Source organism: Stenotrophomonas sp. STEN083, assembly GCF_056759195.1.
Genome location: NZ_JBRRCU010000067.1, coordinates 1 through 22160, shown reverse-complemented (window position 1 = coordinate 22160; position 22160 = coordinate 1). Strand labels below are relative to the sequence as shown.

At 62.5% G+C, this 22160-nt stretch carries 20 protein-coding genes and 3 tRNA genes; 14 read left to right on the top strand and 9 right to left on the bottom strand.

All coding sequences use genetic code 11. From position 1 onward, the window contains the following. Nucleotides 1–171: 171 nt before the first annotated feature. Together ACVOK8_RS16335 and ACVOK8_RS16330 are read left to right on the top strand one after the other, a co-directional pair. Nucleotides 172–247, top strand: a tRNA-Gly gene (locus tag ACVOK8_RS16335). Nucleotides 248–319: 72 nt separating this feature from the next. Then, nucleotides 320–393 (top strand) — tRNA-Cys (locus ACVOK8_RS16330). A 149-nt stretch (nucleotides 394–542) separates the two neighbouring features. Here ACVOK8_RS16330 and ACVOK8_RS16325 read toward each other — a convergent pair. The 3 genes from ACVOK8_RS16325 to ACVOK8_RS16315 form a co-directional block, all read right to left on the bottom strand. Further along, nucleotides 543–1742 carry a leucine-rich repeat domain-containing protein gene (locus ACVOK8_RS16325; RefSeq protein WP_481567743.1) on the bottom strand — a complete coding sequence of 400 codons (1200 nt, stop codon included), beginning with the start codon at nucleotides 1740–1742 and terminating at the stop codon, nucleotides 543–545. Nucleotides 1743–1893: 151 nt separating this feature from the next. Beyond that, a complete protein-coding gene (locus ACVOK8_RS16320; RefSeq protein WP_481567742.1) occupies nucleotides 1894–2973 on the bottom strand; it encodes a 4Fe-4S dicluster domain-containing protein in 1080 nt (359 codons plus the stop codon). Beyond that, the gene (locus ACVOK8_RS16315) at nucleotides 2970–3257 is read right to left on the bottom strand and encodes a hypothetical protein (RefSeq protein WP_481567741.1); all 288 of its coding nucleotides are present in this window, start codon (nucleotides 3255–3257) and stop codon (nucleotides 2970–2972) included. The genes ACVOK8_RS16320 and ACVOK8_RS16315 overlap by 4 nt, the downstream gene beginning before the upstream one ends. 183 nt (nucleotides 3258–3440) lie before the next feature. Here ACVOK8_RS16315 and ACVOK8_RS16310 point away from each other — a divergent pair, with 183 nt between their 5' ends. From ACVOK8_RS16310 to ACVOK8_RS16295, 4 genes are all read left to right on the top strand, one after another. Continuing rightward, entirely contained in the window at nucleotides 3441–3824 is a 384-nt protein-coding gene (locus ACVOK8_RS16310) for a group III truncated hemoglobin (protein ID WP_481567740.1), read from the top strand. Between the two features lie 91 nt (nucleotides 3825–3915). Beyond that, nucleotides 3916–5322, top strand: coding sequence for an oxygen-independent coproporphyrinogen III oxidase (gene hemN / locus ACVOK8_RS16305; protein ID WP_481567739.1), 1407 nt, complete (start codon nucleotides 3916–3918; stop codon nucleotides 5320–5322). An 81-nt stretch (nucleotides 5323–5403) separates the two neighbouring features. Beyond that, nucleotides 5404–5490, top strand: a tRNA-Leu gene (locus ACVOK8_RS16300). Nucleotides 5491–5920: 430 nt separating this feature from the next. Continuing rightward, nucleotides 5921–6577, top strand: a complete 657-nt coding sequence (locus ACVOK8_RS16295; protein ID WP_481567738.1) for a hypothetical protein — start codon at nucleotides 5921–5923, stop codon at nucleotides 6575–6577. Nucleotides 6578–6635: 58 nt separating this feature from the next. Here the strand turns inward: ACVOK8_RS16295 and ACVOK8_RS16290 are convergent, their stop codons facing one another. Further along, nucleotides 6636–6800, bottom strand: a complete 165-nt coding sequence (locus ACVOK8_RS16290) for a hypothetical protein (RefSeq protein WP_481567737.1) — start codon at nucleotides 6798–6800, stop codon at nucleotides 6636–6638. Between the two features lie 705 nt (nucleotides 6801–7505). Here ACVOK8_RS16290 and ACVOK8_RS16285 point away from each other — a divergent pair. After that, entirely contained in the window at nucleotides 7506–9128 is a 1623-nt protein-coding gene (locus tag ACVOK8_RS16285) for an FMN-binding glutamate synthase family protein (protein WP_481567736.1), read from the top strand. A gap of 202 nt (nucleotides 9129–9330) precedes the next feature. Here the strand turns inward: ACVOK8_RS16285 and ACVOK8_RS16280 are convergent, their stop codons facing one another. Next, the gene (locus ACVOK8_RS16280) at nucleotides 9331–10560 is read right to left on the bottom strand and encodes a TIGR03862 family flavoprotein (protein WP_481567735.1); all 1230 of its coding nucleotides are present in this window, start codon (nucleotides 10558–10560) and stop codon (nucleotides 9331–9333) included. Then, nucleotides 10544–10975, bottom strand: a complete 432-nt coding sequence (locus ACVOK8_RS16275; protein WP_481567734.1) for an FKBP-type peptidyl-prolyl cis-trans isomerase — start codon at nucleotides 10973–10975, stop codon at nucleotides 10544–10546. The genes ACVOK8_RS16280 and ACVOK8_RS16275 overlap by 17 nt, the downstream gene beginning before the upstream one ends. A gap of 61 nt (nucleotides 10976–11036) precedes the next feature. Between ACVOK8_RS16275 and ACVOK8_RS16270 the strand changes: the two genes are divergently transcribed. The 3 genes from ACVOK8_RS16270 (at nucleotide 11037) to ACVOK8_RS16260 (ending at nucleotide 13522) form a co-directional block, all read left to right on the top strand. Further along, on the top strand, nucleotides 11037–11402 hold the full coding sequence (locus ACVOK8_RS16270) for a DUF6164 family protein (protein ID WP_481567733.1): 366 nt from the start codon (nucleotides 11037–11039) through the stop codon (nucleotides 11400–11402). A 257-nt stretch (nucleotides 11403–11659) separates the two neighbouring features. Further along, nucleotides 11660–12415, top strand: a complete 756-nt coding sequence (locus ACVOK8_RS16265; protein WP_481567732.1) for a sulfurtransferase — start codon at nucleotides 11660–11662, stop codon at nucleotides 12413–12415. Nucleotides 12416–12526: 111 nt separating this feature from the next. Beyond that, nucleotides 12527–13522, top strand: a complete 996-nt coding sequence (locus ACVOK8_RS16260) for an LLM class flavin-dependent oxidoreductase (protein ID WP_481567731.1) — start codon at nucleotides 12527–12529, stop codon at nucleotides 13520–13522. A gap of 114 nt (nucleotides 13523–13636) precedes the next feature. On the opposite strand, the gene ACVOK8_RS16255 is transcribed toward ACVOK8_RS16260, so the two are convergent. Both ACVOK8_RS16255 and ACVOK8_RS16250 read right to left on the bottom strand, forming a co-directional pair. Beyond that, entirely contained in the window at nucleotides 13637–14311 is a 675-nt protein-coding gene (locus ACVOK8_RS16255) for an exopolysaccharide biosynthesis protein (RefSeq protein ID WP_481567730.1), read from the bottom strand. Continuing rightward, a complete protein-coding gene (locus ACVOK8_RS16250; protein WP_481567729.1) occupies nucleotides 14295–15638 on the bottom strand; it encodes a hemolysin family protein in 1344 nt (447 codons plus the stop codon). The genes ACVOK8_RS16255 and ACVOK8_RS16250 overlap by 17 nt, the downstream gene beginning before the upstream one ends. Before the next feature lie 276 nt (nucleotides 15639–15914). Between ACVOK8_RS16250 and ACVOK8_RS16245 the strand changes: the two genes are divergently transcribed. Both ACVOK8_RS16245 and ACVOK8_RS16240 read left to right on the top strand, forming a co-directional pair. Continuing rightward, on the top strand, nucleotides 15915–16541 hold the full coding sequence (locus ACVOK8_RS16245; protein WP_057628278.1) for a DUF47 domain-containing protein: 627 nt from the start codon (nucleotides 15915–15917) through the stop codon (nucleotides 16539–16541). Nucleotides 16542–16553: 12 nt separating this feature from the next. Continuing rightward, on the top strand, nucleotides 16554–17675 hold the full coding sequence (locus ACVOK8_RS16240) for an inorganic phosphate transporter (RefSeq protein WP_481517041.1): 1122 nt from the start codon (nucleotides 16554–16556) through the stop codon (nucleotides 17673–17675). Between the two features lie 242 nt (nucleotides 17676–17917). Here the strand turns inward: ACVOK8_RS16240 and parE are convergent, their stop codons facing one another. Beyond that, on the bottom strand, nucleotides 17918–19807 hold the full coding sequence (gene parE / locus ACVOK8_RS16235) for a DNA topoisomerase IV subunit B (RefSeq protein ID WP_481567728.1): 1890 nt from the start codon (nucleotides 19805–19807) through the stop codon (nucleotides 17918–17920). 158 nt (nucleotides 19808–19965) lie between these two features. Here parE and ACVOK8_RS16230 point away from each other — a divergent pair, with 158 nt between their 5' ends. Continuing rightward, nucleotides 19966–20217, top strand: a complete 252-nt coding sequence (locus ACVOK8_RS16230) for a hypothetical protein (protein ID WP_481567727.1) — start codon at nucleotides 19966–19968, stop codon at nucleotides 20215–20217. A gap of 129 nt (nucleotides 20218–20346) precedes the next feature. Continuing rightward, nucleotides 20347–22011, top strand: coding sequence for a CTP synthase (locus tag ACVOK8_RS16225; RefSeq protein WP_481567726.1), 1665 nt, complete (start codon nucleotides 20347–20349; stop codon nucleotides 22009–22011). Nucleotides 22012–22160 lie beyond the last annotated feature (149 nt).

Below are 22160 nucleotides of genomic sequence, written 5' to 3'. Positions count from 1 at the left end.
GGGGCCGCTCAGTTGGGGGTTTGGGGCATCCACATAACGCCCCGCGCTTTTTTTGGCGGCCCGCTACAGGGATTGCAGATCCGATGCAGATAGCCAAACAACCCATGTGAAAGGAATTGTTAAAAAGCGCTGGCGTGCCCCTGCCGAAGTCTGTATCATTCGCCCCACACCGCGGGAATAGCTCAGTTGGTAGAGCGCAACCTTGCCAAGGTTGAGGTCGCGAGTTCGAGTCTCGTTTCCCGCTCCAAATCGGAAAGGGCCCCCGCAGCGGGGTCTTTTCATGTCGAGGCGGTGTAGCGCTTCGGCGGTGCAGTTGTTTGGCCTGGTAGCAGAGTGGTTATGCAGCGGATTGCAAATCCGCGTACGCCGGTTCGATTCCGACCCAGGCCTCCAAGTAACAAGCACTAAAGCCCTGAAAAATCAGGGCTTTTTTGTTTTCCATGATTTCTCATTGATCCGCGGAACCCCTGTTTCAGGGGGGGGCAAAAGGCGTGATTGACACTCGGCGCGGACGCGTAACAAGTAGCAGGCAAGGTCTGCCGTCAGTTGCCGATACGCGCGGCGATTTCATTTTCAAGGTGGGCAAATGCGCGCCACTCGATTGCTTGCAGCTGCTTGCGTTGTGCAGGTGGCAACGCGCCAGTCAACATCGCTGCACCGAAGTCGCTCAGTACGGCGTCGCCGGTTGCGGGGTTCCACAGAATATTGTGGGCATACAGGTCGCCATGCAGCACACCCTGTGCATGGAGGTGGGTGAGCGCCGCGCGGACGCAGCCCAGCAGGCGTTCGGCGATGGCGGGCGTAAAGTGCGCATCCGCTGCATAGACATCACGCGTGCAGCTGGCAAGGCTGGGTGGGCCGGCCAGGTTGACGTATGCCGGGGAAAGCAAGGGCATCGCCACTGCCAAGCGGCCTTGTGGGTGCCCTTGAACTACCGCTAGTGGCGTAAGCAGGTTCGGGTGCCCGGCAGCGACCAGCCCGGCAGCCAGCTCTGACTGCGGCGTGCCATCGCTTGTAAATGCCGCCTTGAAAACTTTGACGGCAATCGTTTCATTGCTGTGCTTGAGTGTTGCGCGATGGATGTGTCCACTCGCCCCTTCGCCTAGCAGCTCGCCGATCTCCAGATCGTCGTAGCGGATGGCGTGGTGATGCGCATCGGCCAGCGCAGCGTGTTCGGCATCCGCCGTCAGCGGATTGCCAGCCAATGCCGGCCAGGCCAGATTTGGCAATGCAGGCAAGGTTGCTGGAACTTCATCGAAATGGTTGCTGGCAATCCGCAGCAGCTCCAGTGTTTCGCACTTGCTCAGGTCGGGCAGCGCGGTGAGCTGGTTGCAGGAAAGCATCAGCTTCTGCAGTCGTGGCCGCTGGCCAAGTGCCGCTGGCAACTCACGAAGCTGGTTGTCGGTGAGGATCAACCAGCGCAGCGCTGCTGGCAGGCTGCGCTCGGATACCTGTGCAATCGCGCAGGCCTTGAAGCCGACCATCTCGAGCTGCTCGCAGTCGCCAAGTGCAACCGGCAACTGTGTAAACGGGTTGTTGGAGCAGAACAGGACGCGCAGTCTGCGCAGTCGATGCAAGTCATTGGGCAAGGAGGAGAGCTGGTTGCCGGAGAGATCCAGCACTTCCAGTGTCTCGGCCAGGGCGAACAGCGCCTGTGGGAACTCGGTCAGGCCCAGGTTGACCAGCCGAACAGATTGGGCGCCGGTGAGTGCGCCGCTTTTCAGATCTTCAAAGGTATGCATGCACGGCGAGTGTAACGACATCGCCTTCGGCACAAGGTTTTTGTAGGAGCGGTGTGAGCCGCGAAGCAGGCTGAGCATCAGCTGGAACGGATGCAAAGAGTCAAGCGAGGTCAGCTTCGCTGCATACGCCGCTCCTACGGGGCGTGTCTTGCTAGATGCTCGCGGCCGTGAATGCCGCCAAGCCGATGCACAACAACATCAGGCCGGTAAATGCCAGCGGTTTGATCCGTAATCCAGATGTGCTCGCGCCGTCTTCGCAAGCGGGGCGAGCGCGATGGATCAGGTCCAGTGGGTAGTGCTTGCTGGCCATTGCATCATCACAGGCATCCATGCAGTTGCCACATTCGATGCAGCTGCTGGAGCGGCCATTGCGGATATCCAGCCCAATCGGGCAGGCCGCAACGCAGGCGCCGCAGTCGGTGCAGTCACCCAGATGGACCGCGCTGAATTTGGGCATGGCGCCGGCAATGGCCGGATGCGCGGCGCGGAATACATAGTCGGCCGCGGTGGTTGCATCGAGCAGCCCGCGTGATCGGTGCAGCACGCTGGCGTTGTCCTGGCCGCGCTCGCCACGCGGCTCACCGCGCGGCGCGTTGTATTGGATGCAGGGCGTACGTGCATCGGCAATCAGCGGTTGCACGCGGCTGTAAGGGCAGAGATAGCTGCAGACTTGCTCGTGCAGATACACCACGTTTGCCCAGGTGGCCAGACCGTAGAAACTGATCCAGAAGAATTCCCAGCCGCTGAGCGTGAGTGTGAGTGCGCCGTGCGCCAGCTCTGCGATAGGCGTGAAGTAGCCCGCAAGGCTGATGCCAGTCCATAGCGAGATTGCCGCCCACAACGCGTGCCGCAGCGGTGTTCCCAGTGGCTTCGCCCTGCCTTTGAAATCGGTCAGGCAGGTCAATCTGCGGAACAGGCGGGTCAGCACCGTCTGCGGGCAGGCATAGGTGCACCACAGGCGCCCGTAGAGGCTGGTGGCTAGGCAAAGCAAGGCCAATGCGGCCAGGGCGAGCCAGAGCAGCGGTATTGACTGCTCCGGTTGCATCGAGATGCCGGTGACCTGGAACTGACGTGCATCGATGTCGAGCAGCAACCAAGGCTTGCCGCCCCAGTGCAGCCAGGGCAGGCCATAGAATGCCGCCAGCATCGTCAGGCTGGTGAGCTGGCGGAACCTGTCGCGTCTGCGCGCGTTGCCGGCGCTGGCTTCGCCGATGCTGCGCACAGGATTCATTCGAAGACTTCCTCCTGCTCGCGCGCGGGGCGCAGTAGCAGCGCTGTCACTGCGCACGCGCACAAGGTGCCAGCCCAGAACATGAAGAAGCCAAGCGAGTAGCCCACTTCACGGCTGATTACGTGCTGCGGGAAGCTGATCTGCTGCAGTTCCAGCGGGTCGATGAATGCAAAAAACACCGCTGACATCACCGCCGCGGTAAAAAAGCTGGGCCACACCACCGCGCCCAGGCGTTGGATCATTGGCAGCGGGCGGAGGATGCTGGAGTCGGCAGAAGCGGTCATTGTGGATTCCTGAGGGGCCTCTTGGCGAAGGAATAGAATCGGGTTGGCAGCGCTGCGGTTCAGCGCCAGCTGGTGACCCGGTGTGCAAGGCTAGGGGCTTCGCGCACGCGCGTCGTTGATCCTGATCAAGAGCAGGATGTGGCCGGGTATGGTTGATTTGGGTCAGATAACAGGAGGTGTGTTGTGCGGGCTGGACCGGATGTATGCACTGAGGAAGAGGTTGAGCTGCTGGTGCGGCGCTTCTACGCGCAGGTGCGCGAGGATGCGGTGCTCGGGCCGATATTCGAGGCGCGGGTACACGATTGGGAGGCGCATCTGCTGCAGCTGATTGATTTCTGGTCGGCCCTGCTGCGCGGAACCTCACGGTTCAGTGGTGCGCCCATGCCCAAGCATCTGGCCATCCCCGGGCTGGAATGGCCGATGTTCGAGCGCTGGCTGGCGTTGTTCGCCCAGACCACGGCGGAGCTGGGAAACCCGGCGATGCAGTCCCTGGCCGATGAGGCGGCGGGGCGGGTCGCTGGCTCGATCTGGCGGCGCTACCACGCCCCTTCGTTCCCGATACTCTGAACAGAAGGTTGGCGGGGCCCGTTCATGAATGGGCAAATTGATCTAACTCAAGGCGAGGGCGCTTAGGCAGGGGCAAGCTGGCAGCATGAACATGCCACTGCCAACCTCAAACGCCCTGGGCTGGACCTTCGATGCGGATCTGCTGCGCCGGCATGACCGACCGGGGCCGCGCTACACGTCCTATCCAACTGCGCCGCATTTCCATGATGGCTACGGCCAGGCGCAGTTCTGCGCGGCGGTAGCGCGTAGCAACGCGGCCGGGCGGCCGATGTCGCTGTATGTGCATGTGCCCTATTGCAGCAGCCCATGTTTCTACTGTGGCTGCAACCGCGTGATCAGCCGCGACCGTAGCAAGGGCGAGCATTATGTTGACCAGTTGCTGGTGGAGGCAGATTGGTTGGCGCCGTTGTTCGCGCGCGAACGCGAAGTGGTGCAACTGCATCTGGGCGGAGGCACGCCCAACTTCCTGGCTCCCGATCAGTTGCGTCGATTGATTGCTGGACTCGAGAAACTGTTCAATTTCAGCCAGAGCAGTGCACGCGATTTCTCGATCGAACTGGACCCGCGCTCGGTCAGTGTCGACGACATCGGTGTGCTGGCGGAGCTGGGTTTCAATCGTGCCAGCCTCGGCATCCAGGACTTCGACCCGCAGGTGCAGCAGGCGATCAATCGCGTCCAGGAAGTGGATGAGACGATGGCCATCATCCAGGCCTGTCGCGACTACGGTATGCGTTCGGTCAATGTGGATCTGATCTATGGCCTGCCGCTGCAGACACTTGCTGGCTTTGGCCGCACGCTGGATACGGTGATCCAGGCGCGTCCGGATCGTCTGGCGATCTACGGCTACGCGCACCTGCCGCATATGTTCAAGGCGCAGCGCCAGATCCAGGACCGCGATCTGCCGGACCCGGAGCAGAAGCTGGCGCTGTTGGGGCTGGCCGTCGAACGGTTGTCGGCGGCTGGCTACCAGTACATCGGCATGGATCATTTTGCGTTGCCGGAAGAAGACCTGTCGCGCGCGCAGCGTGCAGGCAGCTTGCATCGCAATTTCATGGGCTATACCACCCATGCCGACAGCGACCTGTTGGGGCTGGGAGTGAGTGCGATCAGTCATATCGATAGCAGTTACAGCCAGAATCCGCGCGATCTCAAGGATTGGGAGGCAAAGATTGCTGAGGGTGGCGTGCCGGTATGGCGTGGGCTGGAGCTGGATGGCGACGACATGCTGCGCGCGGAAATGATCCAGCAATTGATGTGCCATGGCTGCGTGGATGGGCATGCGTTGGCGCGGCGGCATGGCGTGGACTTCGACATTTACTTCGCCGAGGAGCTGATTGCACTGCGCCATCTACAGGATGACGGCTTGGCCAGTTACAGCGATGGCATGGTCGCAGCCACCGAGCAAGGCCGGCCTTTGCTGCGCCTGATCGCGATGTGTTTTGATCGCTATCTGAAGGCCGCGCAGCAGCCGGCGCGCTACTCGCGGGCGATCGGCTGAGACCATGTTGGTGGCGGGTTCAGCGCCGCAGCAAATCTTCGTGATTCACAATTGGCGCGCAATCAGGCACGCTATTGCGATGCCCGGATGGCGAAACTGGTAGACGCATCGGACTTAAAATCCGCCGGCCGCGAGGCCATGCCGGTTCGATTCCGGCTCCGGGCACCATTGCAACACAAGGGTTTCGGCAATTTGTGCTGGACCTACTAGAACGCGGGCTGTGTGGTTTTGTGCAGCTCATGCGAGTTTCGCCATCGCATCAGCCAAGTATTCTTGCGCAAGGTGCGTACTGCGCCGAGTCATCGCAGTTGAAGTCTGGCGGGGGGAGCGCTTCGTGTGCGTTCTCGGGCAACAGTTTGATTTCAGCAGGGCCTTCCAGCCAGGACCACCCGCGCGATGCCATACCCCATTCACGCGCGGTCGAGCAGCGTTTTGTCGCTGCTTGCCTTTGAAAAATCCCTGGTAGAACGCGCTGGCGGAGCTTGGTAAGCGCCGTTGCAACGCTGCCTGCAGGCTAGCGGCCGATCCAATCTAGTGGCAGTTGAACGTCCAGTCTAAACTCCCAGCCTCTTGTTCCTGGGGTTGGGGTTGACACGACGTGAGTGGATTGAAAATTCTGGTGGTCGGCACTGGTCGTTGTGGCACTGGGTTTCTCGCAAACAGCCTTGAACAGTCCGGCTTTGATTGCGGGCATGAGGCGATATTCAATCATTGGAACGAAGATTCGGTCAGGACACGGTATGTCGCTTCCAGCTTGTCTGCGGAGGCCTCATGGGCTGCCGCGCCGTTTCTTGATTCAGGCTGGTTCGGCCCAGGTGTCAAGGTCATCCATCTGACCAGAAATCCTCTGGCGGTTATTAAATCGTTCCATGACATCAACTTCTTTTCTGCTGCGCGGGTCGATAAGCACCTGAATCAGGCGGTGTATCGGAATAGCTCGATCCGGCCCGAATCGCAGGATCGCCTGATTTCGGCTGTGACCCACTATTACGAGTGGAATGCTCTTATCAGCCAGGCTCTACAACGTCGGGCAGGCCAGTCCATTGTTGTAAAGCTCGAAGATTTGACTGTAGGTGGTTCTGGTGTTGACCCACTTTCGTCATTCATTGGCACTGAATTTATTCGCGCCAATGAGGTGATCAATCCCAAGGCAAGAGAGAAAGCGGAGAATGCGGCGCCGTTCGACGAGGCGGCTGCTATCTCACTGATGATCGCTGCCAGCAAGTTGCACGGCGACTTTGGATATACGCTCTAGAAATGTCTCAGCGTCCAATCCAGTCTGTCCGGTCAATGGATGTTCGTGGTGCGGCTTTCTAGTGGTACCAATCAACCACAGAGATCCGGTCCTCGATCACCTCGACTTCGCCGGCGACCATGTCCGCCAGAACGTCTGCATGGACGGTCTCTGCCTCGGGCTTTAGGCGAGTGGCCATATCCTGAACCCAGTGGTCCAGCTCTTCGCGGGTCATCTTGTCCATGCGCCAATCCTATGTCTCAGGGGCGTTATGCTCGGGTCAACCGGGGGGAAGGGTGTGCTATCCAGCTCAGATCGAAGCCGACTGCAAGACGTTCGATCGTGAGTTTGGGGTGGGGCAGTGCGTCGCCTGTCCCAGTGTGTGCGACAGCGCGACTGCAAGCTGGACCATGCTTCCAGAAAACTCCAAATGGACTAAGGTCGCCGACGTCGAAGGCCGGCTGAAAGCGACTCACGTCAACGAAATTGCCGTGTCCTGGCTGACCATGCGACTCGGCGGGTCGTGAACCTTGCTTACCACATGCCTTCGCCTGGTAGGGGTACTGCACTTGCCGCGCAATTGCTGGAGCTACCAGACGGGCAGGGCAGGGCAGGGCAGGGCAGGGTGCGTGGAATGGGCGCGTCGGCATGAGGCCCGATTGCGGACGGAGACCCCCGAAGCTGGGCTGAAGAAGTGGGACCATCGGCAAAGAGGGCGGCGTTGATCAGCGGCATTGGGCCGCCCAGGACTCGGGCGGCGGGCGCCGGAGTGTCTGCACATTGGCTTTTTGCGTGGTGGCCCATCAGCAGTCCCGTGCCTTTGATGCGACGCAGATCCGTGCCTTGGGTGTGCCGGACATGGTGGTCTACGATGTGAAATCGGCCTGGCCGAGGCAAGTAGTGGACGACCGGTTGTAGAATCCGCCATCCGTGTAGGTTGAGGACGGTAATGCATCGTTATCTGGTTTATGTGCTGGCACTGATCCTGCTGCCAGTATCACTGGCGCTGGCTACCCACTGGCCTGCTTGGTACTGGGGCGTTGGCCTGTTCGGCCTGATGGCGGTGCTCGGCACCTGGGATGTGTTGCAGCGGCGCAGTGTTCTGCGCCGCAACTATCCGGTGCTGGCGCATTTCCGCTACGGCTTCGAATCCATCGGCCCGGAAATCCGTCAGTATTTCGTGCAGAGCGATCTGGAAGACGTTCCGTTCTCGCGGCAGCAACGCCAGCTGATCTATCAGCGCTCGCGCAATGAGATGGATGTGGTGCCGTTCGGTACGCTGCGCAGCGCCTATGCGGTGGACTACGAATGGATCAACCATTCGCTGGCGCCCACCAGCATCGCGCACCACGATTTCCGTGTGGTGATCGGGCCTGAGTGCGCCAAGCCATACTCGGCCAGTGTGTTCAACATCTCGGCGATGAGCTTTGGTTCCTTGTCGGCCAATGCGATCCGCGCGTTGAACAAGGGCGCCAAACTGGGCGGCTTCTGCCACGACACCGGTGAAGGCTCCATCTCGCCGTATCACCGTGAAAACGGTGGTGATCTGGTCTGGGAGATCGGCTCGGGCTACTTCGGGTGCCGCGATGAGAACGGCCGCTTCAGCGAAGAGCGCTTTGTCGAGAACGCGGGCTCCGATCAGGTCAAGATGATCGAGATCAAGTTGTCGCAGGGTGCCAAGCCTGGCCACGGCGGTGTGTTGCCGGCGGCCAAGGTCAGTGCCGAAATTTCCGCGACGCGCGGCGTACCGATGGGCGTGGATTGCGTATCGCCATCCAAGCATTCGGCGTTCTCCACGCCGATTGAGTTACTGCAGTTTGTTGCGCGCCTGCGCGAACTTTCCGGCGGCAAGCCGGTTGGTTTCAAGTTGGCAGTCGGTCACCCGTGGGAATGGTTCGGTATCGCCAAGGCGATGCTGGAAACGGGGATGCTACCCGACTACATCGTGGTCGATGGTGCCGAAGGCGGTACTGGTGCGGCACCGGCCGAATTCATCGATCACGTTGGTGTGCCGATGAACGAAGCGCTGATCCTGGTGCACAACACCTTGGTGGGGCTTGGCCTGCGTGATCGCATTCGATTGGGTGCGGCCGGCAAGGTGACCACGGCCTTCGATATTGCCCGCACCATCGCCTTGGGCGCTGATTGGTGCAACGCCGGGCGCGGTTACATGTTCGCGTTGGGCTGCATCCAGTCCTTGAGTTGCCATAACGACAAGTGCCCGACCGGCATCGCCACCCAGGACCCAAGCCGTTGGCGTCATCTGGAGCCGGTAGACAAGGGCCAGCGGGTGTTCAATTACCACCAGAACACCATGCGCGCGCTGCGTGACCTGCTTGGTGCGGCTGGACTGCACGATACGTCCGAGCTGGGCCCGGAGCACATCCTGCGCCGTGTATCGCCGGTGGAGATCCGCTCGCTGGCCAGCCTGTACCGCTATCTGGCGCCGGGCGAGCTGCTGAAAAAGGTGCCGGAGCACACCGTGTTCCGCGAATACTGGGCTGAGGCGCGCAGTGATTCGTTTACCCCGCCGGCGCGCATTGCGGCGCTACGCACCAGCAAGATGTGCTGATCATTGTCAGCTCGTAGGAGCGGCGTGAGCCGCAAAGCCCGCAGCGATGAAACTGCGGGCTTTTTTTGGTCGGGTTGATGTTCAGCTTCGCGGCTTGCGCCGCTCCTGCAAGTTGCTGCGATATTGGCAAGGCCCCTGCCGACCATGGGGCGGCACTACGGAGCGGTGTTTCCGGTAAAGCCTCTGCCGCCTATTGGTCGGCCTACAACCAGCGGATCACGCCTTCGGCGGCGCGCTTGCCGCTGGCATAGCAGGCGGTCAGCAGGTAACCGCCGGTTGGGGCTTCCCAGTCGAGCATCTCGCCAGCGCAGAACACGCCTGGCAGGGCGGTGAGCATCAGTCCGTCATCCATCGCTTCCAGCTTTACACCGCCAGCGGTGCTGATGGTTTCGGCCATCGGGCGCGGCCGCAGCAGCTGCAACGGCAGGCGCTTAAGCGTACGTGCGACGGCCTCCAGGTCGTTGCCTGCATCCTTGCCCAGTACTTCGAACAGCAGTCCTGCCTTGGCCGCATCCAGACCAGCTGCACGACGCAGGTGTTCACCGAAGCTGCGGCCCTTGCGGGCGCGGCCGAGGTCGGCGAGCAGGCGTGCTTCATCGCGGCCTGGGACCAGATCCAGCTCCAGCGTCACCGCGCCATCGCGGTTGAGGGTTTCGCGTAGATCTGCGGCCAATGCATAGATCAGGCTGCCTTCAATGCCGTACTGGCTGACCACGCATTCGCCCTGCAGCGACTGTGCTTGCCCCTGCAGATCGGTCCAGTGCGCAACCACAGGTTTGATCGGTGCGCCGGCATGACGGCCGCGGAAGTGGGCAGTCCAGTCGATGTCGAAGCCGCAGTTGGCTGCCTGTAGTGGCGCGGTATCAACGCCGCGCTCCTGCAAGATCGGCATCCAGATACCATCGGAGCCCAGCTCTGGCCAACTGCCACCGCCCAGTGCCAAGACGGTGGCATCGGCCTTGACGCTGACTTCGCCTTCAGCGGTTGCCATACGCAGGCTGCCGTCCGGGTTCCAGCCCAGCCAGCGATGGTGCACGTGGAAGCGCACGCCTTGTTCCTTCAGTCGGCGTACCCAGCCGCGCAGCAGCGGTGCTGCCTTTCGGTCCACCGGGAACACACGGCCGGAACTGCCGACATAGGTTTCCACGCCAAAACCCTTCGCCCAACGGCGCAGGGCATCGGCATCGAAGCCGTCCAGCCAGGTTGCGACTTCGGCCTGGCGTTCGCGGTAACGGCTGTCGAACAGCGGGCGCGGGTCGGAATGGGTGAGGTTGAGCCCACCTTTGCCGGCGATCAGGAATTTGCGCCCGGGCGAGCCCGTGGTCTCGTACAGGTTGACCGCCAGGCCGGCCGCGCGCAGGCGCTCGGCGGCAAACAGGCCGGCCGGGCCTCCGCCGATCACGGCAACGGTTTTATCAGCGAGGTTTGACATCAAGCAGTTCTACATCGAAGACCAATGAGGAGCCGGCCGGGATCGGGCCAACACCACGGTTGCCATAGCCGTACTCGGCCGGAATCATCAGGGTGCGCTTGCCGCCGACCTTCATGCCCGCCACGCCTTCGTCCCAGCCGCGGATGACCTGCTTGTCGCCGAGGTTGAAGCTGAACGGCTCGCCGCGATCCAGCGAGCTGTCGAACTTCTCGCCATGCTTGTCAGGCTTGCGCTCGTCGTAGATCCAGCCGGTGTAATGCACGCTGACCTTGCTGCCTGCAACTGCTTCAGCGCCGATGCCGGGCACGGTGTCGATCTGCTCGAACTTGGCAATGGTGCCGCCCGGCGGTGGGCCCGGCGGGGTGCAGCCGGCGGCCAGCAGGGACAGCAGTAGCGGGATGAACAGACGGCGCATGGCGCGCTCCGTTGGAAAGGGGCGTGCAGGGTAGCGCATCGCCGCCGGGTATCATTGCGGCATGGCCAAACTGCTGCTCAATCTACGTAACGTCGGTGACGACGAAAGCTTCGAGGTCGGCGAACTGCTCGACCGCAATGGCATTGCCTGGTATCGGACCGAGCCCAGCCCTTGGGGCATCTCGAACGGTGGCATCTGGCTTCGCGAGAACGATGATCTGCCGCGCGCGAAAAGCTTGATGGCGAGCTATCAGGCTGAACGCGGTCAACGGGTGCGTGAAGAGCGCGAGGCGGCGCTGCGGGATGGTAGTGCCGAGACATTCGGTTCGATGTTGAGGAGCCGGCCGCTGTTTGTAGTGGCGGTGTTGCTGGGCATGGTGGTTGTGTCGGCCTTGGTGTTGCTGCCGTATTTCCTGCTGCGTGGGTAATGGAGTGATGTTGGCGCAGAGCGTCGTGTTCCTACCGAAGGCAAGGCTTAGCTCCCTCCCTTTGCCGTAGGCAAGGGGGTGAAGAAGGCCTGCTTGCGCGCCACTGGCGCGCGGCCTCATGAACGACCGAAGGCTGTGCCTTCGGGCCGGGCCGGGCGGGTTGGGGAGGGGGTGGTTTTGGGCTTTTCAGGCACCGCCAGCTTCGCGGCTTACGCCGCCCCCACAACGGCTGCGGGGTGGTCGTTTAAACTATGCGCATGATCGTTAATACAGCTGCCTACCTTTTCGTCCCGCTGGCTGACGCCGAAGCCTTGACCGCCACCTTGCATGAACGCGCAAAGGCGCTGGAGCTGCGCGGCACCATCCTGATCGCGGAGGAGGGCATCAATCTGTTCCTCGCCGGCAGCAGTGAAGGTATCGAGGGCTTCTACAGCCAGCTCAAGACCGACACACGCTTCGCCGACATGCGGATCAAGTACAGCCACAGCCAGATGCAGCCGTTCGCCAAGCTGAAGGCCAAGTTCAAGTCGGAAATCATCAGCTTCCGTCGCGATGACGGCCAGCCGCTGGATTACCCGCGTGCGCCCAGCGTGGCGCCGGCTACCGTGCAGCGCTGGCTGCGACAGGGACACGATGACGATGGCAAGCGCGTGGTGATGCTGGATACGCGCAACTGGCAGGAATTCGCCCACGGCACCTTCGAGGGTGCTTTGACCCTGCCGATCGCCAAATTCACCGATCTGCCGGCTGCGCTGGAACCGCACCGTGAAGCGCTGGCCGATGCCACCGTGGTCAGCTTCTGCACCGGCGGCATCCGCTGTGAGAAGGCGGCGCTGTGGATGCAGAACGACGGCATGCACAACGTGCTGCAGCTGGAAGGCGGCATCCTCGGTTATTTCGAAGAAGTGGGTGGCGAGGGCTATGACGGGCGCTGCTTCGTGTTCGATGAGCGCGTGGCGCTGGACGCACAGCTGCAGCCGTTGGTGGACCGGCAGGACGAGGCCCAAGCCTGAATCTGTAAGGGCAGGGCGTGGGAAACAGTGTCTCGGTGGGAATCGAGGTGACTGCATGGAGAATGCGGCGACAAACCCCATGTCCTTGGCATCGTCCATGGAGACTGCAGCATGATCCCGCTTTCCATTCTTGACCTGGCCCCGGTTTGTGAGGGCTCAACTCCGCAGCAGGCTTTCGCCAACATGCTGGAACTGGCCCAGCACGCCGACCGCTGGGGCTATTACCGCTATTGGTTGGCCGAGCACCACAACATGCCCGGCATCGCCAGTGCCGCCACTTCGGTATTGATCGGGCATGTGGCCGGTGGCACTTCGCGTATCCGCGTGGGTTCGGGCGGGGTGATGCTGCCCAACCATTCGCCGCTGCAGGTCGCCGAGCAGTTCGGCACGCTGGCTTCCTTGTATCCGGATCGCATCGATCTGGGTCTGGGTCGGGCGCCCGGCACCGATCAGCCTACTGCGCGCGCATTGCGCCGTTACTTCGACAGTGCCGATCAATTCCCGCAAGATGTCGCCGAGCTGCTGCATTACTTCGCGCCGGTACAGCCTGGGCAGTCGGTGCAGGCGGTGCCAGGTGGCGGCATTCCGGTGCCGGTCTGGTTGCTGGGTTCGAGCCTGTTCAGCGCGCGCCTGGCGGCGGCAATGGGCCTGCCGTTTGCATTTGCCTCGCATTTTGCCCCGGACTCCATGGATGAGGCGCTGGCGCTGTACCGCCGCGATTTCCGTCCTTCCGAGCACCTGCAGGCGCCTTACGCGATTTTGGCGTTGAATGTGGTGGCCAGTGATTCGGAGGCTGAATCGAAGCGCTTGTTCACAAGCCAGCAGCAGGCCTTCGTCAATCTGCGCCGCGGCACGCCAGGGCGCATTCCGGCGCCGGTTGATGACATCGAAGCATTCTGGGCACCGCACGAAAAGGCCGGTGTCGAGCGCGCATTGGCGTGCAGCGTCGTCGGCGACGCGGCGCAGGTGGCCGAGGGCTTGCTGGCCTTCGTCGAGCGCCATCGCCCGGATGAAATGATGTTGGCCGCCAATATCTATGATCCTGCGGCGCGCCTGCGATCGTTCGATCTGGCGATGCAGGCCTGGCAGCGGGTGGCGGCGGCGTAAGCCGTTTTGCTCCCTCCCTTTGGCGTAGCCAAGGGGAGGGTTGGGGAGGGGTTTGTTTTTGCTGGTAAAGCCTCTGCCGAGCATGGCTCGGCACTACCGTCTGCCGGGGGGGCGTCAGCTGGTCATACGCTCGAACAGTGCGATGCTTTCGCTGATCAGCTGGCCGGAACCGAAGCCGAAGAACAGGCCGGCGGCAATCGCTCCAAGCCAGTTGAACAGCATCAATGCACCATCGCGTTCAATCAGTGCAAGTGCGAACAGCAGCAGCTGGAAGCCGAACAGGTAGTTGGTGAATGGAATCGGCAGCGACAGCAGCAGGCCGACCAGCAACAACAGCACGCCGGTCAGCATGCGCGCAGGCAGCGGCACGATCAGTGCGCCCAGTCGTGGCTTCAACATCCGGTCCAGGCGTTGCAGCGGTCGGCTGATCTTGCTGAGGAACTTGTGTACGGTGCTGCGCTTGGGCCCGCGGCGGGCGATGAAGCCCGGTAGCCAGGGGCGCGACATGCCGAACAGCAGCTGGCTGCCGATCAGGAACACCAAGGGGCTGCTGACCGCGCCGCCGATGCCCGGAATCGGGATGAAAGCGGGCAGGATGGCGATGAACAGGAATACGCCGAAGGCGCTCTGCTCCAAGCCTTGTAGAACCTTGCCCAGCGGCAGGTGCTCATCCGGGTCGCCGCGTTCGAACATCGCCAGCAGGGTGCGGATGCCTTCGTTGCGATAGCCGCCGGTCTCTGTCCTGCTGGCGTCCGGCGAGGTGCCGTCCGGGTCAACCGGTGGTGTCATCAGCGTCTTCTTCCGGCAGCTTGCGCAGCAGCAGCTTGTCGATGCGGGCACCGTCCAGGTCGACGATCTCGATGCGCCAGCCGGCCCAGTCGAAGTATTCGCCTGCGTGCGGAATGCGGCCGAAGTAATGCATGCACATACCGGCGATGGTGTAGTAATCGCCTTCTTCGGCATCCGGCAGCTCGGCGCCGTTCATAAGCTCCTGCAGGTCATCCACCGGTAGCGAGCCGTCAACCAGCAAGGAGCCGTCTTCGCGGGTGACAACCAAAGCGTCATCGTCGGTATTCTCGGTGGCCTGCAGTCGGCCAACCACAGCGCCCATCAGATCGGAGATCGTCACCAGGCCCTGGATCTCGCCGTATTCGTCGACCACCAGCGCCATTGACTGGTGCTCTTCACGGAAGATCTCCAGCAGCTTCATCGCGTGGGTGGATTCGGAGACGTACAGCGTCTCGCGCAGGTTCTCGAACAGATTGTGGCTGCCGCCGCTGAGGCGGGTGACCAGACTCTTGACCTCGAGAATGCCGGCGATGTCCTGGTCGTTGCCGCGATACACCGGGTAGCGCGAGAACGAATGGTCGCGCATGGCCAGCAGGTTCTTTTCCGGGTCGGCGTTGGTGTCCAGCCAGGCGATGCGGTTGCGCGGGGTCATCAGGCTGTCGGCGGTACGGTCGCCCAGGCGCATGACGCGGTTCATCATGTCGCGCTCGTGGCTGTCGATCACACCCTGCTCGTGGCTTTCGGCGACCAGCATGCGGATCTCTTCTTCACTGACCGACGCCGACTCGGTGTTGCCCAGGCCCAGCAGGCGCAGCACCAGCCGGGTGGAGTGCGACAGCAGCCAGACGCCGGGGGCGGCGATGCGGGCCAGCCAGCTCATCGGTACGGCGACGATGCCGGCGATGTCCTCGGAGCGGGTCAGGGCGACACGCTTGGGCACCAGTTCGCCGAAGATCAGTGTCAGATAGGTGATAAGTGCCACCGCCAGGGTCTTGCCGAGGAACTCGGACCATGGCTGCACCGCACCGAACAGCGAGAAGTTGGCTGACAGCGCAGGGAATAAGGCTTGCAGGTGCTGGGCAATGGCGCCACCAATCGCGTCGCCGCCGTAAACACCGGTCAGGATGCCGATCAGGGTGATGCCGATCTGCACCGTGGACAGGAAGTTCTCGGGTTTCTCGGACAGGGCCAGGGCGCGCGCTGCGCGCTTGCTGGAGCCGGCCAGCTGCTTGAGGCGGCTCTTGCGCGAGGTCATGACCGACATCTCGGACATGGCAAAGAACCCGTTCAGCAGAATCAGGGCCAGAACAATAAAAAATTCAAACACGGGTCTCTCCCCGGGTTGGTGACAGGGAGGGCGGGTGCTTGCGGCTGCGGCGGGCGCTCAGGGGCGGGATCCGGCGCTGTGGCGGGGGATAAGGGTCGTCTTCCATAGGGTGCACCGCGAGGGCGCTGGGCGATATTAGCAAACCGCCGGGGCCGGGGTGCAGCCGCCCGTTCACATTTCAGGGTTAAAAAACTCGCCGGGAATACCCTGAATGCCATCTAGCCGTCATAATTCGCCCCTGATGCCGTCCCTCCCGCGACGGCGAATAGGCTCCCCATGTTTTCGTTGCAGACCATCTTTGGCTCCGGCAAGCAGTTCTATACCTACCTCGACGAGGCCGCGCAGGCCGCCTATGACGGTGCCAAGGCACTGCACAGCATGATGCGCGAGGCCGATCGTCAGCCGGCGCTGGATGCATTCAAGCTCGCCCGTCTGCGCGAACGCGCCGCTTCGGACAAGATCAGCCAGGCGCTGGTTGACAGTTTCATGACCCCGATCGAGCGCGAGGACATCGAAGCGCTGGGTTCGGCGCTGTACAAGATTCCCAAGCAGATCGAAAAGTTCGCTGACCGCTACTCGCTGGCCGTGCAGCATCTTGACCAGATCGACTTCGCCCCGCGCGCAGCGATGCTGGAGCAGGCCGCCGGTGTCGTCGTGGAAATGGTCAACGACCTGCGCCACATGAACCTGGATCGCATGACCGCGCTCAACGAGAAGCTGCGTTCGCTGGAGAACGAAGCAGACCGTCTGATGCTGGAGCTGTACCGCGACATCTACTCCGGTCGCTTGGACAACCTGCAGATGTTCCTGCTCAAGGAATTCTTCGAGATCCTGGAAAAGGCCATCGACCGTTGCCGCGAAGCCGGCGTGGTGGCCTACCAGATCGTGCTCAAGAACAGCTGACGGGGACGCTCTATGCTCACCCTCGTCCTGGTGGTGATTCTGGCCGCGCTCGTCTTCGAGTTCATCAACGGCTTCCACGACACCGCCAATTCAATTGCTACCGTGGTGGCAACCAAGGTCCTTTCGCCCGGTTGGGCGGTGATGTTGGCCGCTTTCATGAACCTGATCGGCGCGCTGACCGGCACCGCCGTCGCGTTGACCATCGCCAATGGCCTGCTCAACACCGATGTGGTCGATGTGACCCCGCAGGTGATTCTGTGCGCGCTGCTTGGCGGTATCGTCTGGAACCTGATCACTTGGTGGAAGGGCCTGCCGTCCTCCTCCTCGCACGCACTGATCGGTGGCCTGTGTGGTGCTGGTCTAGCCGCTGCACATAACAACTGGGATGCGCTGATCTGGTCGCAGAACGTCGGCAACTGGGCGCAGAACAAAGGCCTGTTGTGGAAGGTGTTCGTTCCGATGATCACCTCGCCGATCGCCGGCTTCCTGCTCGGCATCGTGGTGATGTGCCTGTTGTGGGCGATCATCGCGGGCATGGCCCGCGTTGGTGGCATGCTCGGTCGGCTGGCACGCCCACGTTGGGTCAACGCCTTCTTCGGCAAAGCGCAGATCGTGTCGGCCGCGTACATGGGCTTTGCCCACGGCCATAACGATGCGCAGAAGACCATGGGTATCATCGCGATGACCCTGGTTGGTGCCGAGGCGACCGGTGCGTTGAATGACCTGCCGTCGTGGTTGGCCTTCATGCATCCCGATGCCAATGCCGGCAACGGTATTGCCATGTGGATCGTGCTGACCTGTGCGGTGGTGATGGCTGCCGGTACGGCCTCGGGCGGCTGGAAGATCATCAAGACCCTGGGTCACAAGATGGTCAAGCTGCACCCGATTCATGGCTTTGCCGCGGAGACCAGCTCGGCCACCATCCTGACCTTGGCTGCGCACTTCGGCATGCCGGTCTCGACCACCCACAGCATCTCCACCGCGATCATGGGCGTTGGCTTCGCCAAGAACCCGAAGTCGCTGCGTCTGGGTGTGATCGAGCGCATTCTGTGGGCCTGGATCCTGACGATACCGGCGGCAGGTGGCTGTGCTTACCTGATCCTGCGTCTGTTCGAAATGGTGGGTTGGAACTGAGGTATCTGGGTCGCAGTCTGCAAACAAAAACCCGCCAGTGATGGCGGGTTTTTTGTTGGGGCGCAGGCTGCTTTTGTAGGGGCGGCGTCAGCCGCGAAGCTGGTGCTGCTGGCGGGTCAGCAGCTTTTGTCATCTGGCGATGTGCTTGCTTCCCGGCTTACGCCGCTCCTAAAAAAGCGGCGCGCGGGCAACAAAAAGCCCGCCGGTCAGGGCGGGCTTTTGTGTATCGCAATTGCTTGGGATCAGGCTTCCAGCGAGGCCAGATCGCCCTTGCTCTCCAGCCAGCCCTTGCGGTCCGGGGCGCGCTTCTTGGCCAGTAGCATGTCCATCAATGCCGAGGTCTGCTCGCTGTCGTCCACAGTCAGCTGCACCAGTCGGCGCGTATCCGGATGGATGGTGGATTCGCGCAGCTGCGATGGGTTCATCTCGCCCAGGCCCTTGAAGCGGGTGACGCTGACCTGGCCGCGGATCTTCTCGCGCTCGATCTTGTCCAGCAGCGAGCGCTTCTCTTCCTCGTCCAGCGCGTAGAACACCTGCTTGCCCACGTCGACGCGGAACAGCGGCGGCATCGCCACGAACACATGGCCGGCATCCACCAGTGAGGGGAAGTGGCGCAGGAACAGGGCGGTCAGCAAGGTGGCGATGTGCAGGCCGTCGGAGTCGGCGTCGGCCAGGATCACGATCTTGCCGTAGCGCAGGCCGGACAGGTCGTCCTTGCCCGGGTCGCAGCCGATGGCGATGGCCAGGTTATGCACTTCTTCCGACGCCAGCACGCTGCCGGAGGCGACTTCCCAGGTGTTCAGGATCTTGCCGCGCAGTGGCAGGATGGCCTGAAAGTCCTTGTCGCGGGCCTGCTTGGCGCTGCCGCCTGCCGAGTCACCTTCGACCAGGAACAGCTCGGTGCGCGACAGGTCCTGGCTGATGCAGTCAGCCAGCTTGCCGGGCAGCGCGGGGCCCTGGGTGACCTTCTTGCGGGTGACCAGCTTTTCGGTCTTCAGGCGGGCGCTGGCGCGCTCGATGGCGATCTGCGCGATCTTCTCGCCCAGCTCCACGTTCTGGTTCAGTAGCAGGCTGAAGGCGTCATGCACGGCGCCTTCGACGAAGCCGGCGGCCTGGCGCGAGGACAGGCGCTCCTTGGTCTGACCACTGAACTGCGGATCTGTCATCTTCAATGACAGCACGAAGGCAACCCGGTCCCAGACGTCTTCCGGGGCCAGTTTGACGCCGCGCGGCAGCAGGTTGCGGAAGTCGCAGAACTCGCGCAGCGCCTCGGTCAGGCCGGTGCGCAGGCCGTTGGCGTGGGTGCCGTGCTGGGCGGTCGGGATCAGGTTGACGTAGCTCTCCTGCACCAGCTCGCCTTCCGGCAGCCAGGCCACGGCCCAGTCAACGATCTCGGTTTCCTTCTTGACGCTGCCGGCGAACAGGTCGGCGGGCAGCATCTCGCGCTCGCCCAACTCGGCCTTCAGGTAGTCGCGCAGGCCGTCTTCGTAATACCAGGTATCGACTTCGCCGGTGGCTTCGTCGGTCAGCTTGACGGTCAGGCCCGGGCACAGCACGGCCTTGGCGCGCAGCAGGTGGCGCAGTGCGCGCACATTGAACTTGGGCGTATCGAAGTACTTGGGGTCGGCCCAGAAGCGCAGGCGGGTGCCGGTATTCTTCTTGCCGACACTGCCGACCACTTCCAGCGGGCTGGCGCGGTCGCCATCACGGAAGGTGATGCGGTGTTCGCTGCCATCGCGGCGGATGTGGATCTCCACCAGCGTCGACAGGGCGTTGACCACCGATACGCCGACGCCGTGCAGGCCGCCAGAGAAGGTGTAGTTGCGGTTGTTGAACTTGCCGCCGGCGTGCAGCCGGGTCAGGATCAGTTCGACGCCCGGGATCTTTTCTTCCGGGTGGATGTCCACCGGCATGCCGCGGCCGTCATCGCTGACCTCGCAGCTGCCATCCTTGAACAGGGTGACTTCCACGGTCTTGGCGTGGCCGGCCAGGGCCTCATCGACCGAGTTGTCGATCACTTCCTGCGCCAGATGGTTCGGGCGGGCGGTGTCGGTATACATGCCAGGACGGCGTTTGACCGGGTCCAGGCCAGAGAGGACTTCGATGTCAGCGGCGTTGTAACGGGCGTTCATGGATCTCGGTAGGGCGCAAATCGACGTGGGAGTGTGCGGTCTGGCGGCGATTTTTGCACGCAGGGCATTCAGGGCCGGGGCAGCTGCCACGGGTTATGCTGTACACGGTTCCTAAACAGGCCCGCCGTGTCTGGCTGGGCAAGCCGAGGAGGTTTTGGATGAAAACGTCAAAATTGCTGGCTCTGGGTGTTGTTGTCGCTGCGATTGCCGCCGTTCCCTTCGTAATGGCGCAAAGCGCTGACAAGGGCAAGGCTGCCGAGGCCGCGCAGGCTGCCCCGGTCGACAAGGCGCAGAGCGAAGCCGAGCAGAAGGCCAAGCGCCGCGCTGCCGCCGCTGCCCAGGACAAGGCCAAGGCTGACCAGCCGGCGCCGCGTGAAGAAGAGGAAGAGGAAGCCCGTCGCCGTCGCTGACGCGGTTTCACCGAGTTTCAAGGACGCCCCGGCGCAGGTCGGGGCGTCTTTTTTTTAATCCGCCGCATCCAGTGCTTGGGTGTTTTGGCGACAACCTTTAAACTAGGGCTTTCCGGGAGGCAGTGAGCCGTGACCCCCCTTATTTTTGTTACCGGTGGTGTGGTGTCCTCGCTTGGCAAGGGCATTGCAGCCGCGTCTCTGGCCTCGATTCTCGAGGCGCGTGGCCTGAAGGTCACCATGATGAAGCTGGATCCGTACATCAACGTCGATCCAGGCACGATGAGCCCCTTCCAGCATGGCGAGGTCTATGTCACCGATGACGGTGCCGAGACCGACCTGGACCTGGGCCACTACGAGCGTTTCGTTCATAACCGCCTGAGCCGCAAGAACTCGGTGACCACCGGGCGTATCTACGAGAACGTGATCCGCAAGGAGCGTCGTGGTGATTACCTGGGCGCCACCGTGCAGGTCATTCCGCATATCACCGACGAAATCCGCCGCTGCATCGACGAGGCCACTGCTGGCTTCGACGTGGCGCTGGTGGAAATCGGCGGCACCGTCGGCGACATCGAGTCGCTGCCGTTCCTGGAGGCGATCCGCCAGGTGCGCACCGAGCGTGGCCCGGAGAAGGCGCTGTTCATGCACCTCACCCTGGTGCCGTATATCGCGGCCGCCGGTGAGCTGAAGACCAAGCCGACCCAGCACTCGGTCAAGGAACTGCGTTCGATCGGCATCCAGCCGGACGTGCTGCTGTGCCGTTCCGAGCAGGCGATTCCGGATTCGGAGCGCCGCAAGATTTCGCTGTTCACCAACGTCTCCGAGCGCGCCGTGATCAGCGTGCCGGACGTTGAGGTGCTGTACCGCGTACCGATGGGCCTGCATGCGCAGGGCCTGGACGAGATCGTGGTCAACCAGCTCAAGCTGGGTGACAAGGCCGGTCCGGCCGACCTGTCCGAGTGGGAGTCGGTGCTGGACGCCGCGCTGCACCCGCTGGACGAAGTCACCATCGCAGTGGTCGGCAAGTACGTCGATCATCAGGATGCATACAAGTCGGTGGGTGAGGCGCTCAAGCACGGCGGTCTGCGCCAGCGCACCAAGGTCAACCTGAAGTGGCTGGAAGCGCAGGAGCTGGAAGAATCCGGCTTGTCCGCGCTGGACGGCGTGGACGGCATCCTGGTGCCGGGCGGCTTCGGTGATCGCGGTTTCGAAGGCAAGGTGCTGACCTCGCAATACGCCCGTGAGCAGAAGGTGCCGTACTTCGGTATCTGCTACGGCATGCAGGCGGCGGTGGTCGATTTCGCCCGCCATGTAGCCGGCCTGGAAGGCGCCAATAGCACCGAGAACGACCGTCAGTCGCCAAACCCGGTGATCGGTCTGATCACCGAATGGCGTACCGCCACCGGTGAAGTCGAGAAGCGTGATGAGAAGTCCGATCTGGGTGGCACCATGCGCCTGGGTCTGCAGGAGCAGCGCCTGAAGCCGGGCACCCTTGCCCGTGAGCTGTACGGCAAGGACGTGGTGTCCGAGCGTCACCGCCACCGCTACGAGTTCAACAACCGTTACCGCACCCAGTTGGAAGATGCGGGTCTGGTGATTGCCGGCAAGTCGATGGATGACACGCTGGTGGAAGTGGTTGAACTGCCGCGCGACCAGCACCCGTGGTTCCTGGCCTGCCAGGCACACCCGGAGTTCCTGTCCACCCCGCGTGGCGGCCACCCGCTGTTCATCGGCTTCATCCGCGCTGCGCGCGAGAAGAAGGCCGGCGGCAAGCTGCTGCAGGAAGCCCGCGCCTGAAAAGGTAGTGCCGAGCCATGCTCGGCAGGGGCTTTCCCAGGGTAACGAACAGGTAGTGGCGCCCCCGGGCGAGGCACGGGGGTGGGCCGGTTGCGCACAGGCGGGCCAGGGCGCGCGCGCCACGAGGGCTCATCCCACCCACCCCCCCC